This is a genomic window from Neoluteolibacter marinus (assembly GCF_014904755.1).
Taxonomy (GTDB): Bacteria; Verrucomicrobiota; Verrucomicrobiia; order Verrucomicrobiales; family Akkermansiaceae; genus Haloferula; species Haloferula marina.
In genome coordinates, this window is the sequence record NZ_JACZFQ010000071.1 from 26,096 (window position 1) to 44,878 (window position 18,783).

Genomic DNA, 18,783 nt, shown 5'->3' on the forward strand with positions numbered 1-18,783 from the left:
CCCTGTGGGGGACAAGGCGCATCCTGCGGACCATTGGCAATGGCTCTCCACCCCATCACCGCTCGATCTTTTCTCGCCTTCTGCCTATCGTGGCTGAGCGTGGCCGGGGAGACGATCGAGGTGCCGGTGACGACCCTCAAGATCGCCCGGCCTGCCGGCCGCGCGCTCGAGGAACCTGTGCCGCGGCCCCTGCTGATGGTGCGTGTCGAGGAGCGCGGGGAGACCTTCGACGATCCGATGGTCACTTCCTACTGGACCTTCGATCCGGCCAGTCCCGGCGAGGGCCTGCGGAAGAAATTCAGCGGGCCGGGGAATGACCAGTATCTGCGCTTCATCACCCCGCTTTTCGGCGGCTGGGGCCTGGCCTGCGGCCGCCTGGACTCAGGGAAGGAACCGGCGGACGGTAACTCGATGTTTTGGTTTGATCTCGTCAATGGAAGGGTGGGGGAGAAGGTCGGTGGCCACCCTTCGCAGGCACGGCTCGATGAGCAAGGTCTCACCTACGAGCGCCATGGTAGCCTGGAGGGCACTGCGCTTTCCGCGTCGCGCGTCGTGCGCCTCGATCCGCTTGACGGGACGATGCGCACCACCGAGATGCCACTCGCCTATTCCCGCTGGCTCGATCACGAAGAAGTGATGGGCGTCGCCCGGATCGATGGCTCATTGAAGATCGTTCGTCTCCATGTGGGCCGCTCCCGTGCCGAGGTAATCGGGGGCTTGCCCGAGGGGTTCGACACCCCGTCAAAGGCCGGTTATGACGGTGCCACGGGAGTTTATCCGGCGGGAGGCAAGACCGCCGACGGTGTTTACGCGATCAGCGGATTCGGCCTGTGGTTTTTGCCGGAGGGCGGGGAGTGGCATCGGGTGGCCAAGGATGTCCACATCGTCAAAACCTTCGGCGGCGTGGCGCCTCAATTGCCGGTCCGCTACCTTGGAAACGGGCGCTTCGCGGTGGCCAGGACTACCCGTGATGAGGTGCCGGTTCCCGACGACTTCGCCGAGGACGAGCAGGTCTTCGGGGCGGCGGAGGCGGTCACGATGCTGATCGACGGCCGCAGTGGTGAACGGATCGCCGAGTCAGCACCCGTGGTCTACAACCACAACCCGCCGTTGGAGATCCCCGGCGAGTGGTGGGCTCCGGGCTACGAGCCAGCCGGGCCTGTTCCACCGAAGGAGCGGGCCTCACGGTTCCAATGGGAAGGGGAGACGCGGACGATCCGCTTCGCCGGCGATCGTTCATTGAAATTGGAAGAGGGCCGGAAATGCGCGCTTTCCGGCGATGGCCGCTTGCTGCTGGTCTATGAGGACTTCCCGAAAAGCGTCGGTGGCAAGACCACGGTCACCCTGCAGGTGGCCGATGGCGAAAGCGGGGAAGTCCATCGATTGAGCATTGCGTCGGAGTTCCCCGATGTGATGGTCGAAGCCTCGTGGCAGGTGCTTTGCGCGGAGCACCCCGACCCACAGCTTCTCCGCGGATTCCGGGCGGAGCGAAGCGATCCTTTCCGCGAACCTTGGGGCAACTGAAGGTGTCTAGCGGATCGGGATTAGCGCCACCGGGCCGAGCAGGCCGGAGGGCAGGGGTTTCCAGCCGGAGGCGTCGAAGGGCTTGTAGTCGATGTTGACGAAGTTGATCTCGTGGAAGGACTTCCAGGGGACCTTGCGGCGGTCGAGCTCGGCGATGCGGTTGGCGGCGAGGTTGGTGACCTCGATTTCGAGGACGTTCTTGCCGGCTTGAAGCAAGCGGCTGACCTCAAGCCGGTGAGGCGGAGCCCAGCAGGTGCCGGCGTCCTTGCCGTTAAGTTTCACACTCGCGGTGTGTGCGACTTCGCCGAGATCGAGCAGGGCGGGGGCGGCTGCGGGCAGGTCGAATTCCAGCCGGTAAAGCGCGGTGCCGGAGAAATTGCGGTAGCTGGCGTCGGGTCGCTCGGTCCACGAACCGAGCTGCGTCGTCTCGAAGGTTTCGGGTCGCTCCGGACCTCCCTCGAGGAAGCGGACGTTCCAGGTGCCTGTGAGGGTGATGGGGGCGCCCGCGGCTTCGGGTTCGTTCCAAGTGGCTCCCTCGGCCTGCTTGTCACGGAAAGTGCGAATGATGCGGGACTCGCCGGGCGCGAGGACGAGGCGGATGCCATTAGTCGTGGCGACGACGCCGCGGCGGTCGTGCATCGGATCGAAAAGCACTGCGGACTTCATCGGGGTGGCGAACTTGACCCGCACGTCGATGGCTTTGCCCGAGCGGTTGACGATGAAGTAGCTCCATCCATCCGGTTGGCGACGACGGACGAAGCGCAGGCCGTGTTCGGCCATCGCTTCGCCCTCGATGCCCGCGGCTGCCAGGGCTGCGGGTAGCTTCGTGTCGACGAGGAGGGATCCCTTGTCGCGGGGCATGGCTCCGAAAGCCTCTGACAGGGCGGCCCGGCGCTCCTCCAGCCGACCGAATCCGGGGACATCATCGGGGAGTGGTCCGAGGAAAGCGATCTTGGCCCCTTGCTTGGCCAACTCGACCAGCTTGCGGGCCGTCGCCACGGGCAGGTGTTCGGTGGCGGGGACGACCAGCAACTTGTGCTGCTGGCCACCGAGTTCAACCTTGCCATCGCGGACTCTCGTGCCGTCGAGCAAGCGGTCGGAGACGAAGTCGCAGGGGACGCCGCTTTCCCACAACTCCATGGCGGCGCGATAGAAGGTGGTGGGTTGGAGCCACTTCTCCTGGTTGTGCATGGTGAAGAGCGGCAGACCCTTTTCGCCGTCGTGCCAGATGTCCTGAACCGGGAAATAGAGCAGGACTTCGGGATCGGGCTTCCCGGACTGCAACACCGACTGGACCCGGGTCATGTAGGCATTGAAGGCCGGCAGGTCTCTCCACAGTCCGCCGTTCTCGCCCATGTGGGTGGAAGCGTAGAACAGCCAACCCGGCCAGCCGGCGTCCTCCGGAGTGTAGGGGATGCCGTGGAAGAAAAGGTGGTTCACGCCGCCGAGCCAGACGAAATCCGCGGCCTCCTTCAGCTCCTTCGGCGTGACCTGGAAGTGTTCGTCGAGCCAGGTGAAGGTTTCGGCCGAGACCAGCTTCTTTCCGGTCACGTGGGCGGCGGACGAGGCGAACTGCAGCATCGGGATCTGCGCCTCATCGACGTGGCGGAAAATCTCGGTCTCCGGGATGTCGGCGACGGCGTAGTGGTCCAACAGATTGCCGGGCGAACCGTGGGCCTGGTTGCGGGTCAGGCTGCCGCGCTGCTTCGCCCAGTCGTGCCACTTGGCGAGATACCCGCGGTGCAGGTCGCTCAAGGTCGCCCGGTAGTCGGCGCGGACGCGTGCCACCGTTTCCGCATCGCCTTCGCCGTGGAAAGCGGGGAGCTGATCGCGCAGGTCGTAGCCGCGGAGTTCGGCGAAGCGCTCGAACAAACCGTCGGTCCAGGCGGCACCGTAGTATTCAAAGGAATCGTGGAAGTGGGCGCGGGGTTCGGGCACGCCGGGGTGGTCGAGTGCCTCGTCGAAGTGCTCGAGGTAGCCGCCGATCGCCTGTGCCGAGAAGGGATCGAGCACCCAGCCCGCGCCGCCCGGAGCGGCGCGCTTCACCTTCTGGATGCCGTGCTTCGAGACCAGTCCATGTACCCTCCACTCGCCGGCGGGTGGTGTCCACGCCAGCCGGCCATCCTGGACCTTGCTGGTCAGATCGATGGCGTCGCCTTGTTCCGGCCAGGCGGACAGGGCTTCCAGCTTGCCTTGCGGCAGCTTGAGAATCAGTTCCCGTCCGCCGCTCGCCTTGGCGATCACGCTTTCGAGGGACGCGGAGGCATCCTTGCTCTCGACCCATGGACCGCCAAAGGGCCAGCCGGTGCCGGTGGTCAGATCGAGGCCCATGCCGAGCCTTGCTGCTTCCCGGGCGGTTTGGGCGTAGGCGTCGGTCCACGGTTTCGACAAGAAGGCAAGGTCGCGGTCCTCGTAGCCCTTGGCACCGTAGATCGGGCAGATCTCGACCCCGCCGATCCCGGCCTTCGAAAAGCCCTCGAGCTGGCGGATCAGGTTGGCCTCGTCCACGCCGCTACCCAGCCACCACCAGCGGGTCCACGGCTTCGCTTCCGCGGTGACCTCGGGCCAGTCGGTGTCGGCCGCAAGTGCCAGCGGGGCGAGGAAGGTGAGCAGCAGCAGGGGTTTCATGGAACCCCATCAAGGACGGGAACTCCGGCGGGTTCAATCACCCGAATCGGGTTATGATGGCGGCAGTCACGACCGGTCGGCCTGTGCCCGCGAGTTGTCCACCCGCTCCAGCCGCAGGTAGTCGTAAAGCAGCCCTTGATGCCAAACCCGACCGCTGAGGCGCAGTTCGAGGACGTTCTCTCCCTCCTGCAGGTCGCCGGCGGGGATCGGGAATCCGAGCTCGGTGAGCAGGCCGCGATGGCCGTCGCGGTGCATCACGCCGTTCTCACGGAGCCTGCCGCTATCGCCGAGGTTGTTGCCGTTGATCGACACGTGGAGCCGGTCGCCCTCGCGGTGGCCGCAGAGCGCGATCCTGAGGACGTGGTCGGCGGGCTCTTCGAGGTTGAAACGAAGTTTCCAGATCGAGTCGCCGAGGACCCGGCCCTTGTCGTCGAGGCGAAGGGGCTGGCAGAAGTTCCAGTCCTTCCGCCAATCGCTGCTGCCGACGGTGAAATCGACCCCGTCGGGGAACTCCTTCTGGTATTTGAAATACTGGCCCCATTGCCAGTAGTAGCCGCCGTTGCGGAACTCCCGCGAGTCGCGATCGGGCACTCCGATTTCCCAGACCGTCGGGCCACTGCGGGCGGGTTGCCACTCGACTTTCCCGAGATCCAGCGGATGACCTCGGGAGACGACGATTTCGCTGCGCTGGAATTCGCCGAGCACCCCCTTGGCAAATGCCCTCAGGACATAGGTGCCCGGGCGGACGGAGCCGAGGCGGAAGCGGCCGTCGGCCCCGGCTTTCGCCCAGTACTGGTAGTGCTTCCCGTCGCGTTGCCATCCGACCGTCTCGCCGCCGCGCCGCGAGCGGCTTTCGTAGTCGGGCGATGTGAGGCCGATCCACAGCGTGCCGGGGCTTGGGCTGCCAGGCAGGTCTTTGACGGTGATCCGGCCGGTGACCGGAAGCCGGGATCCAGCCGCGTAGAGCGGGTCCTCGACCCAGGCATACGGCCATTTGAGGTTCTCGGCGGCGGCGGTCTTCATCGCCTTGTTCCACAGTTCCAGGGCATCGCCGCCCTGGTTGGTGTGAAGCAGGAAGGGTCCGATGACCTTCGCCCAGGCTTCGTCGGTCTTCACCGCCAGCGAGCTACCACCGTAGTGGCTGCCATGCCACATGTTCAGCAGCACCGGCCGGCCGCCGGGATTGACGTCGAGGTGGCCGGTTAGCTCGGGCTTGGTGGGACCTCCTGCGATGTATTCGAGGGAAGGATTCACCATCCACAGGCCGATCTGCTTTTCCGATGAGGACCAGCCATAGGCCGGCGACTCCGAAAACAGGGCGGAGTAGCCGTACTTGTGCTCGGGCTGGCCTTTGTGGATGCCCGTGGTGAGCCGGCGCGCTTCCTTGAGATTCAGGGGGCTGGCGTTGTCCCAATCGTCCCCGGTGGGCATTTTCCGCGAGCGATCGGCGTCGATGGTCAACCAATCGAACACCCGGGGATCCGGCTTCACCACGAAGCGCGCCTCGCCGACCGAGAAGCCCGGCATCCCGGGGGCGTGTTCGAAGCGACCGCGGATATGCAGCCCTTCTGCGCCGTCCAGAAGCGTGTAGTGAAAGGACGCGTTCACCGGCAAGGTCCCGGCAGCCCCTTGATAAGGACAGTTCAGGACCACCTCGCCGAGCTTGCCGCCGGCGATCGAGATTTCGGTGGTGGCAGGCCGGGGAAAGCCCTGTGCCCGGCCGTTTTCCGAACCTCCGGATAGCGACCAGTAGCCGGTTCCGCCGCGGATCAGCTCCTGCCCGTCCCGACTGAGAGACACCACGGTGGCCCTCGATTTGTCGATCCGGGCCGAAATCCGGTCGTTCTCCAGCAGGTAGGTGCGGCCCTCGTCGCGAACCCGGACTTCGGCGGAAGCCGTCGCGAGAAGGGCGGTGGCGAGAAGGGCTTGGAATGGGTTCGGCATGGAAATCCGGGTGTAAACGGTGGCGACACGCCAAACTGGCGGCGATTCGGAGGCTAGGCGAGCCCCCCGATGGGGTTAAATGCCGGCGGCATCGAGTTTCGGTTCTCCGCAGCTCCGCACTTGCACGGTCCGGCCTGAGGCCCAAGCATCCGCGCGCATGACCCACGACCCGGACCAACACGCCTCCCTCGGGGCGATGTATTCCGACTACTTCCTCGACTACGCCTCCTACGTCATCCTCGAACGCGCGGTGCCGCACCTGAATGACGGCCTCAAGCCGGTCCAGCGGCGGATCCTCCATTCCCTCAAGGAGCTCGACGACGGCCGCTACAACAAGGTCGCCAACGTCGTCGGCAACACGATGAAGTACCACCCGCACGGCGACCAGTCGATCGGCGACGCGATGGTGCAGCTGGGGCAAAAGGACCTGCTCATCGACTGCCAGGGAAACTGGGGCAACACCCTGACCGGCGACGGCGCCGCCGCCCCGCGCTACATCGAGGCCCGGCTGACCAAGTTCGCGCTGGATATCACCTTCAACCCGAAGACGACGGAGTGGACGCCGTCCTACGACGGCCGCAACAAGGAGCCGGTCACGCTGCCGGTCAAATTCCCGCTGCTGCTGGCGCAGGGGGTCGAGGGCATCGCCGTCGGCCTCGCGTGCAAGATGCTGCCGCACAATTTCATCGAGCTGATCGACGCCTCGATCTGCGCCCTCCGCAAGGAGCCCTTCGAGCTGGTGCCTGACTTCCCGACCGGCGGGATCATGGACGCCAGCGACTACAAGGACGGCCTGCGCGGCGGCCGGGTCCGCGTCCGTGCCCGCATCACCGCGGAGAAGAAGAACTTGCTGCGGATCACCGAGATTCCCTTCGGGACCACCACCGGCGGGTTGATGGATTCGATCGTCGCGGCGGCGGACAAGGGAAAGATCAAGATCGCCAAGATCGAGGACAACACTGCCGCCGACGTCGACATTCTGGTTCACCTGCCGTCCGGCGTGGACGCGGAGAACTTGCGCGACGCGCTCTACGCCTTCACCGACTGCGAGCTCAGCCTTTCGCCGAACGCCTGCGTCATCGCCGATGACAAGCCGCAGTTCCTCGGGGTCTCGGAGATCCTCAAGCGCAACGCCGAGCAGACCAAGGAGCTGCTCAGGATGGAGCTCGAGATCCGCCTCGGCGAACTTGCGGAGAAGTGGCATTTCAGCTCGCTGGAGAAGATCTTCATCGAGAACCGGATCTACCGAGACATCGAGGAATGCACCACCTGGGAGGCCGTGCTGAAGGCCATCGACGACGGCTTGAAGCCGTTCAAGAAGCTGCTCAAGCGCGAGGTCACCGAGGAGGATCTGGTCCGCTTGACCGAGATCAAGATCAAGCGGATCTCGAAGTTCGACTCCTTCAAGGCCGACGAGGAGATCAAGAAGCTTGAGGACGACATCGCCGAGACCGAGAAGAACCTCCGCAACCTGACCCGCTACTCGGTCCGCTGGTTCGAGGAACTGAAGAAAAAATACAGCAAGGGCCGCGAGCGGAAGACCGAAATCTCCTCCTTCGAGCGCGTCGACCGCACCCAGGTCATCCTCGCGACCGAGACGCTCTACCTCGACGACAAGAACGGCTTCGCCGGCTATTCGCTCAAGAAGGAGACGCCGATCGAGAAGTGCTCGACCCTCGATGACGTGATCATCTTCGGCCAGGACGGCAAGATGCGGATCGTCAAGGTGGCGGACAAGTTCTTCGTCGGGCCGCGGCCGCTGCGGGTGGCCGTTTTCCGCAAGGACGAGGATCTGATCTATTCGCTGATCTACCGCGACGGCAAGGACGGCGCCGTTCTGGCCAAGCGTTTCCGGGTCGGCGGGATCACCCGCGACAAGGAATACGACTTGACCAAGGGCACCAAGGGCAGCCGCATTTTTTACTTCGCCGTGCACAAGAGCGAGGCCGAGAGCGCCGATCAGCTGCTGATCGTCCACATCAAGCCCGCCCTGCGCCTGCGCAACGTGAGCCGGCCGTTCAACTTCGGCGAGGTCGCGATCAAGGGCCGCGGCAGCGGCGGCAACATCGTCACCAAGCTGCCGATCGACCGCATCGTGCGCGCGCCGAAGGACTTCGATCAGGAAGCCGGCGCGTAGATGGGCAGGTTCGGCTGGTCGTGGTGTCTGGACATCACGGCCAGCAGGCTAGACCGGATCAAATCCCAGCATCGCTGCCGCCACGTAAAGGAACTCGACTTGCCCCGAGGATTCCAGGGCGGCGGGCTGAACGGATTCGATGCATTCGAGCGCTTCTTCGACGGGAAGGCCCTCGGAGACCAACGCCACGCCGAGCATGGTGCCAGTGGCCATCATGTTCAATGAACACACGGCGACGGCGCCCTGCGTGTTCTTGTAGAATTCGGCAAAGCGCTGGATCTGGTCGCCATCCGGCGTCCATTCGTCTGGCAGATCGAGGGAAAGATAACCGATCCCTTCCGCTGCCAGCGCGGCCTCGTCGATGTCCACCCCGATCCCGACTACGGCCTGCAGCCCGGCTGCCTTCAAGCCAGGGATCTCACCAGTCCCGGGAACCGGCATGCCGGCGAGCCGGCCGTCCTTCACCCACCAATGCCTGGACGTTGCCGAAACTGGGGCAGGGCGGCTGATCGGGATCTCGTCGGGTGAGAGCACCCCGGGTCCCGGTGGCCGGGGAGATGCGAACTTGATTCCCAGGTCCTTGTCACTGCTGACGCTGAAAAGCTTGTCCGGAAGCTGTGTGTCCAGGCTGCAAATGAAGTCGAAGTCCCACTGGCCCTTGGCTTGGTTGAAGATCAGTCGTCTGGGCATCAGGAAAGCGAGGAATCCCTTCGCCTTCAGTTCCATTTCGACCCGTTCCTTGCTCCAGTCCTCGAATCCGGGAATCCTCTCGAATTCAGCGGTGGTTTGGGGAATGCGGGTCAGGAAGGTGTCTGGACGGACCTTGCTCTGGTAGTCGCCGAATCCGTAGCCGACCCAGGTGTTCAGCATATCGAGGTCGCCCCCGCTTGGCCCGAGCACTTCTTCGTTCGGCCCCTTCCATCGCCCGCAGACGACGATCACTTCGGCTTCCCCGTGTGCTTCCGCCGGGTAGGCGGTGCCGAAAGGAGCGAGATTGCGCGTGTCCACGTGGGTGACGTGGCACCGCTTGAATCCCGCATGGTTGTGACGGAGTTGAAGGTCTTCGATGCGAAAGAACATGATCTAGCAGGTGGTCGGTATGGTGTTGATCTCCAAACTGGGGGCGGAGAATGGCAGGGGCAATCCGATTCCTGCCGGCCGGAGGTTTTGCGACCGGCGATGGCTTTGCTCGACGCCGGGGGGATGATGGTGTGGGCTCGCCGGGTGATGAATGCCAGCCCGACTCCCGACGCGAGCCCGTCGCCCGATCTTGAGATCAAGGACGCCCAGCTCATCTTCAACCGGGTCTGGAAGAGCCTGGAAGCCGAGGTCGGCCGGGAGGGCTTGCAGTTCCCGAAGGAGCTCATCCTGCTCGGCGGTGCGCCGGGTTCGGGAAAAGGCACCAACACCGATTTCATCCGCGAGCTGCGCGGGATCACGGCGCAGCCGATCGTGATCAGCCAGCTGCTCGATTCGCCGGAAGCCCGCAAGATCAAGGCAAGCGGCGGCATGGTGGGCGACGAGGAGGTCCTCAAGTTGCTGCTCCGGGAATTGCTGGAACCGCGCTTCCGCGACAGCACCGTGCTCGACGGATTCCCGCGGACGACGGTGCAGGTGGAGTGCCTGAAGATGCTCTACGACCAGATGATCCTGCTGCGCCGGGAGTTCGCGGGCACCCGGCTCGCCCACCGCTTCCGCCAGCCGACGTTCCATATCATGGTGCTGTTCGTCGATGAGGCGGAAAGCATCGAGCGCCAGCTGAAGCGCGGGCGTGAGACGCTCGCACACAATGCGGAGGTCCGGCAGTCCGGGGTCGGGGAGTTATGGGAAGAACGCAACACCGACTTCGATCCCGAACTCGCACGCAACCGCTATCGGACCTTCAAGGAGAAGACCTACGACGCGCTGGTCTCGCTGAAGCAGATCTTCCACTATCACTTCATCAATGCCCAGGCGCCGATCGAGGTGGTGCAACAGAACATCATCCGTGAGCTGGAGTATCAAAGCTCGCTGGAACTCGATCCGCAAACCTACGACACGCTGCGCCACATCCCGCTGGCGGACGAGATCGTCCAACACGCCCGCCAGGAACTGGTGCGGCGGCTCGACGGCTACCAGGTGGAGCACCCGCAGTTGCTCAAAGCGGTGGTGGATTTCATCCAGGAGCGCACGATGCCGATCATCGAGCGCTACGCGGTCAGCGGACGGGCGATGATCAACACCGAGGAGGAGCTGTTCCAGCAGCCGGTCGCGCTGGCGATGCTGATCGACATCTTTTCGGAGCGCGGGTTCCGCGCCAGCGTGGACATCCACCGCCAGGAGATCCCGGAGCGGGTCGATTTAAGCACCGGAAAGATCCATACCCGGGAGAAGAAGGTGTATCGCATCACCGTGCTCTTCGCAGGCTCGAAGATCCGCCGCGGCTGAGCGGCGGGGCGTCAACCGCCGCCTGCCAGGCGCCGGGTCAGGTAGCGGCGGGTGATTTCGTAGAACTCGCCCATGCTGGCGATGTCGATCCATTCGTCGGCGGCATGGAGATTGCCGACCCGCGGGCGGGCGACGATGGTCTGGATTCCGGCTTGGCAGAGGAAACGCGCATCACTGCCGCCCGAGGCTCGGACGCGGTTGACCGCCTGCCCGGTAAAGTCCTCGGTGATCTCGAACCACAACGGGTCGGGATTGAGCACCGACGGTTCGGCGGCCACCAGGGTTTCGATGGAGACCTCCGGTCCGAGGGTCTCGTGCAGGCAGGCGAGGATTTCGTCGAGGGTGTGGGGCGGGGGAAACCGGACATCGAGCGTCGCCTCGGCCGCGTCCGGGATGCAGTTGAGCGTGCGGTTGGGCGTGTGCAGCGTGGTCAGCGCGCAGGTTGGCTGCCAGTGCTCGCCGGCTGCGTCCGGCGGGACCGGGAAGCGGCCGGCAAGCCGCGACAGCGCGTCGGTGAGGGTGGTGGCCGCATTGTGGGCCAGCCATGGACGGGCGGCGTGAGCGGCGCGGCCGCGGGTATGGATGCGCAGGTGCGCGATGCCCTTTTCCTCGACCGTGACGTCGTGAATGGAGCCCCCGTCGGGAACGATGGCGTGGGCCGCGCGAAGTCCGGCTTCGCGGACGAGAAATCCCACCCCGTGCTCACCGCCGCGTTCCTCGTCCGACGTCACCACCATGCCGAGGGGCAAGCCGGGGTCCGAACGGTGGAGGTCGGAGAACAGCTTCAGCATGATGGCGAGCGCGCCTTTCATGTCGCCGGCGCCGGGTCCGTAGAGGCGGCCGCCGTCGATGTGGGAGCGGTAGAGGTCGAGGTCCGGGTGTTCGATGACGTCAAGGTGCCCGATCATGAGCACTCCGGCGTTTTCCTTTCCCGCAGGAAGGGCGACCAGCGACTCGTAGCCTCCGGACTCGTGGCGCTCGAGGCGGATCCCCGGAACCGACTCGAGGTGATTGCGGAAGTAGGAGAAAGCCCGCGCCCGTTCCTGCGGCGCGCTGTCGGTGCTCGGAATCAGGATCAAGTCGCGGGTCAGGGCAACCAACCGGTCGGTGAGTTCTGTAGACATGGCGTGGAGCGGTTCGATCAACGGTCCTTGGTGTAATCCCACTCGACGGGCAGGTCGTGGCGGGCGGTGTCCATCAGCTGTCGGCACTCGGCGATGGTGTCGGCGATCGCGAGGAACTGGCCTTTGCGGACGCGGCCATCGGGATCGAGGTTGAAGTTCACCGGCAGGATTCCCGCGCGACGGCCGGTCGAAAAGAGTTCGGAATGGCGGCCGAGTTTTTCTAACAAGGTTTCGCCGGGGAGAGACTCGACCAGCTCGAGGTTGCGCATTCGCCAGGCACCGCGGGGGTGAAAATGACGGGCGAGAACCGACGGGTAGGTCGCGCCGGTGACCCGAGCGTTGATCTCGCAGACATATACGACGGGTGGCCGTTCGGCATGGCAGGCGAGGAGGAAATCGACGCTGGCGGCGCCGCGGTAGCCCTGTTGGTGGAGCCAGCTTGCGGCCACGCCGGCCTGGCGCAGCAGTTCGCGCAGGAGTCCCGGGAAGTCGTCGAGATAGGGTGGGGGCGACTCGTTGCCCTGGTGGATGCTGTCGTCGAGGATCTGCTCGGTGAGGTCGTAGAGGTAGACGGCGTCGTCGTGAACGAAAACCTGCACGCTCGGGCTGAGGGCGGAAGTGATCCCGTGTTCGCCGGCTTGCAACCAGGCCTGCACCATGACCGGGCCCTCGTACCAGAAGGATGAAGGGATCGCCGCGACCGGTTTGTCGGTCGGGAGCTTGATCAGGCCGATCCCCGATGCGCCGACCTGGGCCTTGATCACGGCGGACTGGTAACCCATCGCACGGAAGCGCCCGAGAGCGCCGGGGATCTCACGGCGGGAACCGGCGTAAATTGTAGGGAAGACCGGCAGGCCGGAGGATTCGAGGTGACGGTGGAGGAGCAACTTGTTGTTCCCCCGGTGACTGCCGGTGGGGCTCGACAAGGTGCGCTTGCCAAGGGTGGTGGCGAGCCGGTCGATGGTCTCATCGGTGACGAAGCCGTCGATAATGCCGGCCGGCTGGACCAGCAAGCGGTCGAGCAGCGGATGCCCCGCGGCGGTTCCGTTCGCCAGGTGCTGTCCCAGGGCCAGGAAGTCGCGGCGGGGAAGGATTTCGATCTCCGGGAGGTCGAGTCCCAAGCCGGAAAAGTAGTCGCTGAGCGCGGGATCCGGCTTCCTTTCCAGCACCAGGACGTTGTCGCCACCGCCGAAAATCAAGCCGAGCACCGGCAGCAGGCGGCCCCCGTAGGAGTCGACGCAGGAGATCTCATCCTCGAGGATCTCCGCCTCCTCCCGGTTGCCGAAGAACATGGAAAGCAGGTTGGCGACGAAGATCACACTGCGGTTTTCCCAACAGTTCGGCGTGTAGCCCTGGGTGGGGATCACCAGGGGCGCACCCGGTTCCGGGAAGAGATCCATCCTTGATGTTAGACCGGCTCCGGAGCGAGGGCAAGGAGGCGGTTTTGCGCCCCAGAAGACCCGGTCGAAACACGGCCAAAATGAACCGGTGCAGGAGCAAATTGATGATGGTTTTGGGTGCGATAATTGTGGATTTGCGAAGTGCGTGGAATTACGTGCCTTCGGATCGGGCGATCGATGTCCATCTTGAATTCAACGCCTCTCATGAATCTGGATCATTGCGATGCACAGATTTGTGTGACGGCTTTTGCTCGGCTCGGGCCGGGCTGGCGCGTCCGCTTTGCGGAAATGCGAAGCGATGGTCAGGGAATGCGAAAATTATCGTCGTGCGGGTCACTCTGGCTTGCCGCTTGCGACGTTTTTTGGGACTGCAGCCGCTTCCCGATCCCCGGGAGGAAGGCCTTGGTCACGCCAATCGACTGACTCAAAACATGCTCCTTTCCATCCAAACGAGCCCCCGTCTGAAGCGGCTGCGGCAAGGTTTCGAAAACGGCTTCTCGCTGGTCATCACCCTGATGATGATGGTGATGCTTTCGATCCTCGCCGTGGGCTTGCTCTCGCTCGCGTCGATCCAGACCCGCACCTCGAGCGTGATGAACGACCGCTTCCGGGCGCAGGCCAATGCGCGCCTCGCCTTGCAGCTGGCGATCGCCCGCCTGCAATCCGACCTCGGGCCGGACCAGCGGGTCACCGCGACCGCCGAGATCGTCGGCAGCAAGTCGCATCCGCGGTGGGTCGGGGTCTGGCGCAGCACCCAGGACGAAGACGGCGGCCTGCCGGTGGTTTCCTGGGACAAGCGAGATTCGTACCTGACCGACACCCGGACCTCGGGGGGGCAGAACTCGCCGAACCAGTTCGAGCACTGGCTGGTCAGCGGTGATCCGGGCAAGGACCCGGAACAAACCTCGGGGGAACTGGTTCGCCTGGTCGGGCCGGGCACGGTCGCGGACGGAGCCGATCACGTGAAGGTTCCCCTGGTCGAGGTCGACAATGGCAGCGGCTTGCCCGGGGGCTATGCCTTCTGGTGCGCCGACGAGTCGATGAAGGCCAGCCTCAACGTGCCGGCACCGGCCTCGGGCGATGAGGCGACGGGCGTGGCGCCGCCGGACCGCTTCGGGGTTGCCAGTCTCCCCGGGTTGGAAGGGTACGACGGGGTCGATGACGAGGACCTTGCAAAGGTGATCGACTATCCGCAGGCGGAGCTGGCCGAGATCGGCGACCGCGACGCGCTCAAGGAGCACTACCACAGCATCGGGACGCGGGCTTCGTCGGTGCTTGCCGACACCCTGCGCGGCGGCTTGAAGCGCGACCTCTCGGTGTTCCTCGAGAACGGTTCGGTGGATTCCGCCGGCGACCTGTTGCCGGCGTTGACGGAAAACACCCCGCTGTTGGAAGGCAGCCTGCGCAAGAACCAGGGACCGAAGATGGGAGCCTTGCGCTCGTATGCCATGCTGGCCTCGCGCTCGGGGAGCGACGAAGTGGAGGTGACCGCGGCCGTCGAATCGGCCCGCGCGGACAAGTTTGCGAAGGTGCCCGACCTCGAGGAATTCACCAGCCAGCCGATTCACCCGGTGATCGCCTCGGCCGAAGTCTACACCCGTTTCTGCTACGTCCGGGGCTACCTGACCGTGCACCTTTACCCGCGGATCGTCCTCTGGAATCCCTACAACGCCAAGCTGGCGTCCCAGGACTACACGGTGGATTTCAACCACTGCATCAACGATTCGCTGGTCGTCGAGCGAAGAGGCACGACCACGGAGGAGCTGGTGTCGACCGCCTACGACACCCGCAACAAGAAGGAGAACCGGATGAGCCTGACCCTCGAGGCCACCTCGTTCGAACCGGGTGAAGCGCTGGTCTTCACGCCGAAGCCGCAGACCAATGCGATTTCCGGCCTGGCGACCCCGCTGGCGACCCGCGACGGCGGCGGAACCAACCTGATGAGCGCTTCGGTCAACCCGAACTCGTTGACCAACTTCTACCTCACGCTGACGAACCTGAAGTCGGTGGGGGTGAGTGCAAGCGACCTCCCGCTCTACGCCAACCACAACAAGGGTGCCTACTACTGGGTCGACATGATGGACTGGTATGAAGGCAACCCGGACAACGGGCTGAAGGTGAGCCTGATGCTCGGCAGTGCGTCGCGTTACGATTCCAGGATGCGGCTGCCCTTGCTTCAGTTGCTCGATTCCGACAACTGGCGCCGCGGTTACCAGGGCCGCTACAACAACGGCAGGTGGCGTGTCGGCGGGGTCGAGCCGATCTACGACTTCGAGGCCACCGCCGATTTCGAGCCGTGGGCTCGCGGCTGCTACGGCTTCCGCTACAAGTGGTGGGTCGAGAAGAATCCCTTCAACTACTCCGGCGGCGCGGTGAACCGCTACTGGGGTGCCGCGGTGACCGCCGACTACAACGTGCGCGCGGCTTTCTGTCATCGCAGCCCCTACGACGGCGTCACCGACAACGGCGAGGAACACCACTGGTACATGTGGGGGCCGTACACCTGCGACCGGCAGCAGGGCCTGCCCTACCTCTCGCCGGAAAAGGCGGCGCACCCGTTCGACGACAAGTTCCGAGGCAACGTCTTCTACGCCGGCAGCTCGACCGAGCCCGGAACCGTTTATCCCGTCTACGACCTTCCTCGTAGCGACGAGCGGATCGTGTCGCTCGGCCGCTTCGAGCACGCCCAGTTGACGCCGTTCATCTGGCACGCCAGCTATCCGATCGGCAACTCGTGGGTTCCGCCGAACCTCAAGAAGCGCGAGGCCACGGCCGACCGCGCGCGCACCCTGAAGAGCGCCTGGAGCGAATTTCTGCCCTATCTTCCCACCTGGCTCAAGCAGAGCCGGGGCGACGATGTGGTGATCTACGACCTGGCCTACGAGGCCAACCACGAGCTCTGGGACCGCTACTTCCTCAGCGGCGCGCTGGAGTCGGAGAAGAAGCGCTTTGCCGAGGATCCGGCGGGTGCCCCGCTGGCCAACAGCCGCCTGGTGCCGGTGGCCGGCCGCAATGCCGATCCCGACCGCTTGGCCGGTTTCTACGAGGCAGCGTCGGAATTGCTGCTCGCCGGTGCGTTCAACGTGAACTCGACCGATCCGGAGGCATGGCACGCATTGTTGTCGTCGCTGAACGGGCGTCTGGGCGCCGAGGGCTCGTCTTTCTCGCGCTTCCAGTCACCCGAAGGCGGAGCCCATGATCCGGGTTCACCCTATGAGTCGGGCTCGTGGGGCGGATTCCGTTCCCTCGAGGACGATCAAATCGCGGCCCTCGCGGAGGCGATTGTCGAACAGGTCAAGCTGCGCGGCCCCTTCCTCTCGGTCAGCGACTTCGTCAACCGCCGCCTGGTGACCGACCGGGATCGCAGGAACGGTGAACTCGGCTTGATGGGACCCCTGCAGAAGGCGATTCTCGATTCCGGGATCAACGATGCCCTCGAAGGAGGAGACGTTGCCCTCACCTCGTCGGGATACGGCCAGGCGAGCTACGAGCCGGGCTCGAGCGCCGCGGAATGGGGGCTGCCGGAGCACCTCCGCACGTCCAAGGCCGCCGGGATGCCGACCTATCTCCAGCAGGGGGATCTCCTGCAACCGCTCGGATCGACCCTGGTCGCGCGGGGCGACACCTTCACGGTTCGGGCTTATGGTGAAGCCCGCTCGAAAGACGGCAAGCAGGTCACCGCGAAGGCGTGGTGCGAAGCGGTCGTCCAGCGCCTGCCCGATTATGTGAATCCGGCGGATGCCCCCGAGACACCGCCCTTTGCCAGCGACGGTTCCGCGAACCCGGCACTGTCGTCCGCCAGCCTGCGCTTCGGCCGCCGCTTCAGCACCGTGTCGTTCCGCTGGCTCTCGCCTTCCGAAATCTAACCGCCCGTCTCGTCATGATGATTTCCCGTGTTCTGCTGTTCGCTTGCCTGGTGACAGGCGCACTCGCCCAGACCCCGCCACCGCCGCCGCCACCGGAGGAGGGTGGGGGAAGTGGAGGCATGGATGGCAACCTAGACCTCAGCGACGTGCCGGTCCCGGAAGCCGATCGCAAGGCGAACGAGCCGACCCTGAGCGCCGCCGAGCGCAAGGGCCTGCCGATCCAGATCTCCGTGGTTCCGGTCGGCTATGTGCCGGCCCCCATCATCTATCTGGACGAAAACGGCATGCCCAAGGAGAAGTACCGCGACCCTTTGGAGTATCCGCCCGCGGTTTACCACGTGAAGACCGAGTCCGGGACCATCCGCGTCCTCGGCGGCCAGAACCAGGTCGGGCCTGCGACCCGGGTGCCCCGGGTTGCCCAGATCTCCCTGTCCTATGAGGTTCCGATGGGGGACAACGACGTGGCACCGGCTCCCGGCAAGGCCAAGGCGTCGCTGCCCCTCAAGTCGATCGGCACCTTCGCGGTCCCGCCGGCCGCCACCCATCTGGTGGTCGTGCTTTGGAAGGACCCGGGCGCGAAGAAGTGGAACAACCCGAACTACAAGGTGATCAATGTCTCGCCGACCGCGGTGAAAAAGAACGAGGCGGTCGTTGTGAACGTTTCCGGACGGGACCTCGCGCTCCATCGGGGTGATTCGCCGTACCGCATCAAGTCGGGCTTCATGGGCAAGGTCGAACTGGCCATGAATGAGAAGGGCCAGATGCCGATGGTCCTGGCCTCGGCCGACGGCGCGGATTGGCACCAGCTTTCGAAAACCGTGATCGGACCACGGAAGGACGAGCGGGTCTTCGTCGTCGCCTGGCCGGCTCCCGTTGGACCGGCCCAGCCCGCGGGGGTTGCCTTCAGCGCCGTGACCAAGCGCTTGGCCGAGGCCAAGCCGTTCGAGCAGCCCCGGCCGTGAGTGTATCCGGATCACCTACGCGATCGCGTAGGTAAACAGTTCTTGATTCTCGGGGCGACCGGGATATCAAACGGGAGCCATTTTATCCCCGAAGTGGCGTTCCCCCCCACCCCCCATGAGCAAAAACCACTCCCCCCGTGGTAAGCGACCTGCTTACAGACTGCTTGCCGTCGTCTTTGGAATCACCGCCGCATTCACGGCGAAGGAAATGGTCACCGGTCACCACGGTCCGCTCTCGGTCCATCTCGGCACGGCCTTCAACAAGGTGCTGCTCGGGCTGTCGAAAGTCGGCATGGGTATCGGAGAACTGGGTTGGGAGCTCCGTGAAATTGGTGCGACGACCCGACCTCAGGCTGCTACCGCCGGAAGCGTGATCGAGGACGAGGAGTTGTCGTTCGTCGGCAAGCACAGCAAGGCGCTCTACGGTGCCTCGAAGCGAGCCTTCATCTCCGCCTCCAAAGTGAGGATCTACGCGAGCAACTGAGCGGCTTTGTCTCCAGGACCTGCCGCAACCCCGGGCATGGAGCTTTTTTACGCCCGGAAGCGCTGCAAGTCGAGGGTCATCGGATACTCGCGGTCGATCACCGGCTCGGCGACGTCGAGGCGGCCGGGCGACTTGTTGATGGTAAAGAAACGCGAGCGGCGGCGGCTTTCGGCGACGAAGGCATTCAGCGGGAAGTCGTCGTAGGCGCGGCCTCCGGGGTGGACGACATGGTACTGGCAGCCGCCGATCGAGCGCTGGTTCCAGGTGTCGACGAGATCGAAGGTGAG

Annotated in this window: 12 protein-coding genes; 6 read left to right on the plus strand and 6 right to left on the minus strand. The window is 64.7% G+C overall.

The window, feature by feature from the left end:
* The first annotated feature begins 39 nt into the window (after positions 1 to 39).
* Complete coding sequence (locus IG178_RS13795; RefSeq protein ID WP_193213146.1) at positions 40 to 1,524, plus strand: hypothetical protein; 1,485 nt, start codon at positions 40 to 42, stop codon at positions 1,522 to 1,524.
* A 6-nt stretch (positions 1,525 to 1,530) separates the two neighbouring features.
* Here IG178_RS13795 and IG178_RS13800 read toward each other — a convergent pair whose 3' ends face one another.
* Both IG178_RS13800 and IG178_RS13805 read right to left on the minus strand, forming a co-directional pair.
* Positions 1,531 to 4,152 carry a glycosyl hydrolase gene (locus IG178_RS13800; protein WP_193213147.1) on the minus strand — a complete coding sequence of 874 codons (2,622 nt, stop codon included), beginning with the start codon at positions 4,150 to 4,152 and terminating at the stop codon, positions 1,531 to 1,533.
* Positions 4,153 to 4,218: 66 nt separating this feature from the next.
* Positions 4,219 to 6,096: a polysaccharide lyase family protein gene (locus IG178_RS13805; RefSeq protein WP_193213148.1), complete on the minus strand. Its 1,878-nt coding sequence runs from the start codon at positions 6,094 to 6,096 to the stop codon at positions 4,219 to 4,221.
* A 157-nt stretch (positions 6,097 to 6,253) separates the two neighbouring features.
* Here IG178_RS13805 and IG178_RS13810 point away from each other — a divergent pair, with 157 nt between their 5' ends.
* Positions 6,254 to 8,233, plus strand: coding sequence for a DNA gyrase/topoisomerase IV subunit A (locus tag IG178_RS13810; protein WP_193213149.1), 1,980 nt, complete (start codon positions 6,254 to 6,256; stop codon positions 8,231 to 8,233).
* A 48-nt stretch (positions 8,234 to 8,281) separates the two neighbouring features.
* Here IG178_RS13810 and IG178_RS13815 read toward each other — a convergent pair whose 3' ends face one another.
* The gene (locus tag IG178_RS13815) at positions 8,282 to 9,313 is read right to left on the minus strand and encodes a protein-tyrosine phosphatase family protein (protein WP_193213150.1); all 1,032 of its coding nucleotides are present in this window, start codon (positions 9,311 to 9,313) and stop codon (positions 8,282 to 8,284) included.
* Positions 9,314 to 9,412: 99 nt separating this feature from the next.
* Between IG178_RS13815 and IG178_RS13820 the strand changes: the two genes are divergently transcribed.
* Positions 9,413 to 10,660, plus strand: coding sequence for a nucleoside/nucleotide kinase family protein (locus IG178_RS13820; RefSeq protein WP_226895429.1), 1,248 nt, complete (start codon positions 9,413 to 9,415; stop codon positions 10,658 to 10,660).
* An 11-nt stretch (positions 10,661 to 10,671) separates the two neighbouring features.
* On the opposite strand, the gene IG178_RS13825 is transcribed toward IG178_RS13820, so the two are convergent.
* On the minus strand, positions 10,672 to 11,784 hold the full coding sequence (locus tag IG178_RS13825; protein WP_193213151.1) for a M20 family metallopeptidase: 1,113 nt from the start codon (positions 11,782 to 11,784) through the stop codon (positions 10,672 to 10,674).
* Between the two features lie 17 nt (positions 11,785 to 11,801).
* Positions 11,802 to 13,184 (minus strand): ATP-grasp domain-containing protein, encoded by a 1,383-nt coding sequence (locus IG178_RS13830; RefSeq protein ID WP_193213152.1) that lies wholly within the window; start codon positions 13,182 to 13,184, stop codon positions 11,802 to 11,804.
* 431 nt (positions 13,185 to 13,615) lie between these two features.
* Here IG178_RS13830 and IG178_RS13835 point away from each other — a divergent pair, with 431 nt between their 5' ends.
* The 3 genes from IG178_RS13835 to IG178_RS13845 all read left to right on the plus strand — a co-directional run bounded on the left by IG178_RS13835 (position 13,616) and on the right by IG178_RS13845 (position 18,496).
* Positions 13,616 to 17,050: a pilus assembly PilX family protein gene (locus IG178_RS13835; RefSeq protein ID WP_193213153.1), complete on the plus strand. Its 3,435-nt coding sequence runs from the start codon at positions 13,616 to 13,618 to the stop codon at positions 17,048 to 17,050.
* A gap of 14 nt (positions 17,051 to 17,064) precedes the next feature.
* Positions 17,065 to 18,012, plus strand: coding sequence for a hypothetical protein (locus IG178_RS13840; protein ID WP_193213154.1), 948 nt, complete (start codon positions 17,065 to 17,067; stop codon positions 18,010 to 18,012).
* Between the two features lie 115 nt (positions 18,013 to 18,127).
* Positions 18,128 to 18,496 (plus strand): hypothetical protein, encoded by a 369-nt coding sequence (locus tag IG178_RS13845; protein ID WP_193213155.1) that lies wholly within the window; start codon positions 18,128 to 18,130, stop codon positions 18,494 to 18,496.
* A gap of 47 nt (positions 18,497 to 18,543) precedes the next feature.
* Here the strand turns inward: IG178_RS13845 and IG178_RS13850 are convergent.
* Positions 18,544 to 18,783: transglutaminase family protein (locus IG178_RS13850; RefSeq protein ID WP_193213156.1), on the minus strand; the 240-nt coding region annotated here is incomplete at its 5' end.